Here is a 6,989-nt window from a genome sequence, read left to right as displayed (position 1 = left end):
CCGCGCCGGCGACCGGCTGCTGGCGATCGACGGCTCGGCCGCCGCGGGAATGCCCCTCGAACAGGCGCGCGAGCGCCTGCGCGGGCCGGCCGGCAGCATCGTCGACGTGACGGTCGGCCCGGGCGAAGGCTCCCATCGCGGACGCGTGCGCCGGATCTCGCTGTACCGGGAACGCGTGATCCCGAACACCGTCACGACCGCGGTGGAGGACGGCGTCGCGACGCTGAAGATAGACCGGTTCAATGCCGCGACCTCCGTCAACCTGCGCGAGGCGATAGCGGGCGCCAATCTCCGCCTGGGGCCGGACGCCCGCGGCTTCATCCTCGACCTGCGGAGCAATCCCGGCGGCCTGCTCGACCAGGCTGTCGCGGTCGCGGACATCTTCATTCCCCAGGGCAGCATCGTCACGACGCGGGGCCGCCATCCCGACAGCGTCCAGCGCTTCGAGGCGACCGGGGACGACGCGATCGCGGGACTGCCGCTGGTGGTCCTTCTCGACGGGCGGTCCGCCTCCGCCTCGGAGATCGTCGCCGCCGCCCTGCAGGACAGCGGCCGCGCCGTCGTGATCGGCGCCTCCTCCTACGGCAAGGGCAGCGTCCAGACCGTCACCCGCCTCCCGAACGACGGGGAGCTGTTCCTGACCTGGTCGCGCATCTACGCCCCGTCGGGCTACACGCTCCATCTCCAGGGCGTCACGCCGACGGTCTGCACCAGCCGCGACGAGGCTGACGCCGCGGAGGTGATACGGCGGCTGCACGAAGGCGAACCGGCGCTGCCGGCGATGCTGGTCACGCTGCGCAACGCCGCCCCCGACGACGAGGGCGCGCTGTCCAGCCTGCGGACGATGTGCCCCTGGAAGGACCATGCGGCCGACCTCGACCTGGAGGTCGCGCGCCGCCTGCTGACCGAGGACGGGCTGTACCGGCGGATCATGCGGATGTCGCCGGTGATGCTGGCCGAACGATGAACCGGCGCGAATTTCCCCTCTCCCGTGCAACGGGAGAGGGAGGGGCCCGGCCAACGGCCGGGAGGGTGAGGGCAAAGCGCCCGCAGACCCCCACCTTCCCACCGCTGCGCGGCGGGCCCCCGTCCGTCAGATGCGATTGCCCTTCGCTGCGTCGCCACGGGACTTGACACCGCGGCCAGCGTGGTTATCTTTCGCCCCCAATTTGCCGTGCAACCGGTTCCGCTCGAACCCGGGGATTGGCGGCCGAACACGGGATTTCAGTTATGGCAAAGCAGAATACGGTCCTGATCAAGCTGGTGAGCACGGCCGACACGGGCTTCTTCTACGTGAAGAAGAAGAACCCCCGGAAGACCACCGAGAAGCTCGAGTTCCGCAAGTACGACCCGGTCGTGCGCAAGCACGTCGCGTTCAAGGAATCGAAGATCAAGTAGCTTCCCGCCCGGTCGGGACGACGGGGGCGGCCTTCGGGCCGGCCTCGGAAATGGACGTCGAGGCCCCCGCAGCGTGAAGAACGCCGCGGGGGTCTTTGCGTTTCCGGGCATCGACAGACGCTTGTTGCGGCCCCTGCAACAGTCCTCTCTCCCGGCGCCGGCTTAACGCCGGGCCCCCGGGCGATCATCTTACGGGGGAGCGCGGCCACCACCGGAAAGTCCGGCGGCGAGCCCGCGCCGAAGGAGACCGCCATGATCATCGTCCGTCCCGCCGGAGAGCGCGGCAAGGCCGATTTCGGCTGGCTCGACAGCCGCCACAGCTTCTCGTTCGGCCAGTACTACGATCCGCACCACATGGGCTTCGGCGCGCTGCGCGTCATCAACGAGGACCGGGTCGCGCCGGGCGCCGGCTTCGACACGCACCCGCACCGGGACATGGAGATCGTCTCCTACGTGCTGGAGGGCGCGCTCGAGCACCGGGACAGCCTCGGCACCGGCTCGGTGATCCGTCCTGGCGACCTGCAGCGCATGAGTGCGGGCACCGGCATTGCGCATAGCGAGTTCAACCACTCGCCGACGGAGCCGGTCCATTTCCTGCAGATCTGGATCGTCCCGGAGCGCCAGGGCCTGCCGCCGGGCTACGAGCAGAAGACGTTCCCGGTCGAGGACCGGCAGGGCCGCATGCGGCTGGTCGCGTCCCGCGACGGCCGCGACGGCAGTCTCGTCGTCCACCAGGATCTGGACCTGTACTCGTCCGTCCTGGACGCCGACGGCACGGCCACCTTGCCGCTGCGGCCGGGCCGGGCCGCCTGGGTGCAGGTCGTCCGCGGCGAGGTCGCCGTCAACGACACCGCCCTCCAAGCCGGCGACGGCGCGGCGGTGCTCGACGAGACGGCCCTGACCCTCGCGAGCCGGAGCGCGAGCGAGGTGCTGGTCTTCGATCTGGCCCGATAGCGGACGCCGGCCGGGGTGCTATGGTTCCACCTGGCGCGACGGCCGGCGGCTCCCCGCCGGGCAGGAGCCGGCAAGAGGAGGACGTTCGCATGGCAGTCAGGATGAAGCCGATCGCGCGGATCGGCCTGGACGGTCTCGACGGCTACACGCAGCGGGTCCAGGCCCGCCAGCACGAGCTGCGGGCGGACGAGCCGGCGTCGCACGGCGGCAACGACGCCGGACCCGCACCCTACGAGCTGCTCCTGGCCTCGCTCGGCGCCTGCACCGCGATCACGCTGCGCATGTATGCCGAGCGCAAGGGCTGGGAGTTGGGTGCGCTCCACCTGGACCTGGCCTTCTTCAAGGACGAGGAGAACGAGCGCGTCGAGCGCGAGGTCCGGGTCGGCCACGCCCTCTCCGACGACCAGCGCGCCCGCCTTCTCGAGATCTGCGACCGGACGCCGGTGACCCGCACGCTCTGGCCCGCCATGACCATCACGACCCGCCTCACCTCCACCGAAGGACAGGAGCCGTCATGAGCCAGCCCCCCTCGCCAGCGGTGGAAACGGTCGTCGTGGGCCGCACCAGCGACATCGGCGGCTTCGAGGTCAGGCGCGCCCTGCCGTCCGTGCGGCGGCGCATGGTCGGCCCCTTCGTCTTCCTCGACCAGATGGGGCCGGCCATGCTGCGCGCCGGGCAGGGGCTGGACGTGCGCCCGCATCCGCATATCGGGCTCGCGACCGTCACCTACCTGTTCGACGGGGAGATCCTGCACCGCGACAGCCTGGGCGAAGTCCAGCCGATCCGGCCCGGGGAGCTGAACTGGATGACGGCCGGGCGGGGCATCGTCCACTCCGAGCGCACCGCGCCGGAGATGCGCGCCGCCGACCACACGGTCTACGGCGCCCAGGCCTGGGTCGCGCTGCCGGCCGGGCGCGAGGAGACCGATCCCGCCTTCGCCCATCATGCGGCCGACCGCCTTCCGGTCGTCGAGGGCGAGGGAAAGCGGGTACGCGTGATCGCGGGCGCGCTCTTCGGCGCACGCTCGCCGGCGGCCACGCTCTCCGACCTCTTCTATGCCGACGCGCTGCTGGAGGCCGGCGCCCGCCTGGAACTGCCGGCCGACCACGAGGAACGGGCGATCTACGTCGTCGAAGGAACGGTCGAGATCGCCGGAGACTCTTTCGAGGCCGGGCGGCTGCTGGTCCTGCGGCCGGGCGACGCGATCGTCGCCGCGGCGCGCACGCCGGCCCGCCTGCTCCTCCTCGGCGGCGAGCCGATGGACGGGCCGCGGCATATCTGGTGGAACTTCGTATCGAGCTCGAAGGAGCGGATCGAGCAGGCCAAGGCCGACTGGCTCGCCGGCCGCTTCCCTCCGGTGCCCGGCGAAACGGAGTTCATACCCCTGCCCGGCCCGCCGCCCGGCGAGCCGCAGGCTCCGCCGCCGGTCACCTATCCTTAGACGGGTACCCGCATCAGGCGCCGATCTCGTCCGGCCCGACTTCCACGGCTCCCTCGCGGCCGATGACGACCGTCCGGTTCCGCCCCGCCCTCTTCGCCTCGTACAGCGCGTCGTCCGACCGCTTCATCAGCATGTCGGCGGTCTCTCCGAGATGATCCGTCACCGCGACGCCGATGCTGATCGTGACCGCGATCTGACCGACCGGGGCGGAGACGACGAAGGACTCGTCGCAGATGCGCCGGCGCAGCCGCTCGGCCACGGCGACGGCCGCGTCGCGGTCGGTGTCGGGCATCACGACGACGAACTCCTCGCCGCCGAGCCGGGCGACGAGGTCGAAGTTGCGCAGGTTGCGGTTGGTCCTGGCCGCGATCTCCTTCAGGACCTCGTCGCCGACCGCGTGGCCGTAGGTGTCGTTCACCAGCTTGAAGCGGTCGATGTCGAACAACAGGCAGGCGACCGGCTTGTGCGTCTCGCCGGACCGCTCCAGCAGCCTCGGCAGGTGGGCGTTGACGTAGCGCCGGTTGAACACGCCCGTGAGGCTGTCGGTCAGCGCCATCGACAGGCTCTGCTCGTAGTTGTTCCGCAGCCGCTCGTGATAGCGCCTGCGGCGGACCTGGGTGCGGACGCGGGCGAGCAGCTCGTTGCGGTCGATCGGCTTCAGCAGGTAGTCGTTGGCGCCCAGTTCCAGCCCCTTGGCGATCCGGCCCATGTCGCCCTCGTCGGCGATCAGCAGGACCGGGGTCTGGCGCGTCCTCTCGTGGCTGCGGAGCTGCGAGCACAGGCGCAGGCCGTCCTCGTTCATCAGCGTCAGGCTGACGACGATCAGGTCGAAATCCTCCGACAGGGCGAGGTCGAGGGCATGCGCGCAGGATGCGGCCGCCGTGGTCGCGTCGTCGTCGCGGCGCAGCGTCTCGGCGACCTTCTCGAGGTCGATGGCGCTGTCCTCGACCGCCAGCACCCGCGCGCCCTGCGCCGTCTCGTCCCTTACGGACGGCCCGGCGGAGAGGATGCCGAACTGCCCGGAGGTCGTCTCGCGCAGCCGCCACTCGTCCATCATCATCTTCAGGCGGACGAGCGAGCGCACCCGCGCGAACAGGGCGATGTCGTTGACCGGCTTGGTCAGGAAGTCGTCGGCGCCCGCCTCGAGGCCCCGCACCCTGTCGGCGGCGTCGGAAAGCGCGGTGATCATCACCACCGGGATGTGCATCGTCGCCGGGTCCGAGCGGATCTGCTCGCAGACCTGGAAGCCGTCCATGCCCGGCATCATGACGTCCAGGAGCACGATGTCCGGGGCCTCGGCCCGCACGCGTTCGAGGGCGTCCGGGCCGTTGTACGCCGTGATGACGTCGAAGTACTCGCGGGTCAGCTTGGCCGCCAGCAGCTTCACGTTGGGCAGGACGTCGTCAACTACCAGGACACGTGCCGACATGGCCCCTCGATCTCAGGCGGCTCCGACCCGGAGCCGCGTCAGCTCAGGAAACGCTGAACGGTTTCGAGGAACTTGGCCACCGAGATCGGCTTGGCAATGTAGTCCTCGCACCCGCCGTCGCGGATCTTCTCCTCGTCCCCCTTCATCGCGAAGGCGGTCACCGCGATGACCGGGATGGACTTCAGTTCGTCGTCTTCCTTGATCCATTTCGTCACCTCGAGGCCGGAGACCTCGGGCAACTGGATATCCATCAGGATCAGGTCGGGCCGGTGCTGGCGCGCGATGCGCAGCGCTTCCATGCCGTCTTTGGTCTGCAACGTCGCGTAGCCGTGCGCCTCCAGGAGATCATGGAAGAGCTTCATGTTCAGATCGTTGTCCTCCACGATCAGAACACGCTTCACGCCAGGCTCCCCGCCGAGTGCAGAGGCCTCTACCTGTGTGTCGGCGGACATCACCCCTCTCCCTACACCCCATTCGGCCGGTCCGGAGCATCCGGTCCGGCGCTCGCGCCCGTTCATCGACACCTTGGCGGATTACGGCTTCCAAGGCCCGTTCTAGGCGCCGAAGGTTAAATTGGCGTTACCGCTTCCCATCAACTTTACGTCATCGCTCCTCCCGGCCGGAACCTCCATCGGCAGGATCGCATGGCAAGGGCTCCGCCGACCACATATAGTACGCGGATGCAGGCGTTCATGCGCGCCTGGAAGGAAGGCCGGCGGTGGCGGAGTTGGGACAGGCGAACGGGCTCTGCCGGGACTGCGCGTCCCCGGCGTCGTCGGCTTCGCGCTGCCCGGCCTGCGGCAGCCGGCGCATCGTCCGCCATCCGGAACTCCACCGGCTGTCGATCGCGCATCTGGACTGCGACGCCTTCTACGCCAGCGTCGAGAAGCGGGACGATCCGGCGCTGGCCGACCGGCCGGTGATCGTCGGCGGCGGGCACCGCGGCGTCGTCGCCGCCTGCTGCTACGTGGCCCGGCTCTACGGCGTGCGGTCGGCGATGCCGATGTTCAGGGCGCTGGAGCTGTGCCCCGACGCGGTCGTGATCCGGCCGAACATGCGCAAGTATTCGGAAGTCGGGCACCAGGTCCGCAAAGTGATGCTCGAGCTCACGCCGCTGGTGGAGCCGCTGTCCATCGACGAGGCGTTCCTGGACCTGACCGGGACGGAGAAGCGCCACGGCGGCAGCCCGGCCCGCAGCCTGGTCCGGCTCGTGCGACGCCTGGAGACCGAGCTGGGCATCACGGCCTCGGTCGGCCTCAGCTACAACAAGTTCCTGGCCAAGGTCGCCTCCGACCTCGACAAGCCCCGCGGCTTCAAGGCGATCGGACGGGCCGAGGCGCAGGACTTCCTCGCCGGCAAACCGGTCGGCCTGATCTGGGGCGTCGGCAAGGCGCTGGAGAAGAAGCTCTACGCCGAGGGCATACTGACCATCGGGCAGATCCGCGATCACGAGGAACACTGGCTGGTCGGCCGCTTCGGCGCGATGGGCCGCCGGCTGCACCGTTTCGCGCGCGGCCAGGACGACCGGAAGGTCGAGCCGGACGAACAGGTCAAGAGCGTGTCGGCGGAAACCACCTTCGCCACCGACGTCGGCGCCCCCGACGAGCTGCGCGCCCGCCTGTGGCCGCTATGCGAGACGGTGGCCCGGCGCGCCCTCGCCTCCGGCGTCGCGGGCCAGTCGGTGGTGCTCAAGCTGAAGACGGCCGACTTCCAGCAGATCACCCGCAGCCGCCGCCTCGACGCGCCGACCCGCTCGGCGGAGGAGAT

Annotated in this window: 8 protein-coding genes; 6 read left to right on the top strand and 2 right to left on the bottom strand. The window is 70.1% G+C overall.

Features of this window, described 5'->3' with window-relative positions; all coding sequences use genetic code 11:
- The 5 genes from VGO20_RS17970 to VGO20_RS17950 form a co-directional block, all read left to right on the top strand.
- Positions 1 to 967: S41 family peptidase (locus VGO20_RS17970; protein ID WP_327503749.1), on the top strand; the 967-nt coding region annotated here is incomplete at its 5' end.
- Between the two features lie 263 nt (positions 968 to 1,230).
- The gene (gene rpmG / locus VGO20_RS17965; protein WP_327503748.1) at positions 1,231 to 1,398 is read left to right on the top strand and encodes a 50S ribosomal protein L33; all 168 of its coding nucleotides are present in this window, start codon (positions 1,231 to 1,233) and stop codon (positions 1,396 to 1,398) included.
- Between the two features lie 252 nt (positions 1,399 to 1,650).
- Positions 1,651 to 2,352, top strand: coding sequence for a pirin family protein (locus VGO20_RS17960; RefSeq protein ID WP_327503747.1), 702 nt, complete (start codon positions 1,651 to 1,653; stop codon positions 2,350 to 2,352).
- An 89-nt stretch (positions 2,353 to 2,441) separates the two neighbouring features.
- Complete coding sequence (locus VGO20_RS17955; protein WP_327503746.1) at positions 2,442 to 2,870, top strand: OsmC family protein; 429 nt, start codon at positions 2,442 to 2,444, stop codon at positions 2,868 to 2,870.
- Positions 2,867 to 3,793 carry a pirin family protein gene (locus tag VGO20_RS17950; RefSeq protein WP_327503745.1) on the top strand — a complete coding sequence of 309 codons (927 nt, stop codon included), beginning with the start codon at positions 2,867 to 2,869 and terminating at the stop codon, positions 3,791 to 3,793. Before VGO20_RS17955 ends, VGO20_RS17950 begins: the two co-directional genes overlap by 4 nt.
- A 13-nt stretch (positions 3,794 to 3,806) precedes the next feature.
- Here the strand turns inward: VGO20_RS17950 and VGO20_RS17945 are convergent, their stop codons facing one another.
- Together VGO20_RS17945 and VGO20_RS17940 are read right to left on the bottom strand one after the other, a co-directional pair.
- Entirely contained in the window at positions 3,807 to 5,222 is a 1,416-nt protein-coding gene (locus VGO20_RS17945; protein ID WP_327503744.1) for a PleD family two-component system response regulator, read from the bottom strand.
- Between the two features lie 38 nt (positions 5,223 to 5,260).
- Complete coding sequence (locus VGO20_RS17940; RefSeq protein ID WP_327503743.1) at positions 5,261 to 5,674, bottom strand: response regulator; 414 nt, start codon at positions 5,672 to 5,674, stop codon at positions 5,261 to 5,263.
- 266 nt (positions 5,675 to 5,940) lie between these two features.
- Here VGO20_RS17940 and VGO20_RS17935 point away from each other — a divergent pair.
- Positions 5,941 to 6,989: DNA polymerase IV (locus VGO20_RS17935; RefSeq protein WP_327503742.1), on the top strand; the 1,049-nt coding region annotated here is incomplete at its 3' end.

The sequence above is a fragment of the Arenibaculum sp. genome, from assembly GCF_035998295.1.
In the GTDB taxonomy this organism is placed as follows: Bacteria; Pseudomonadota; Alphaproteobacteria; order Azospirillales; family Azospirillaceae; genus DASYHS01.
This window is presented reverse-complemented; position numbering and strand designations above follow the sequence as displayed.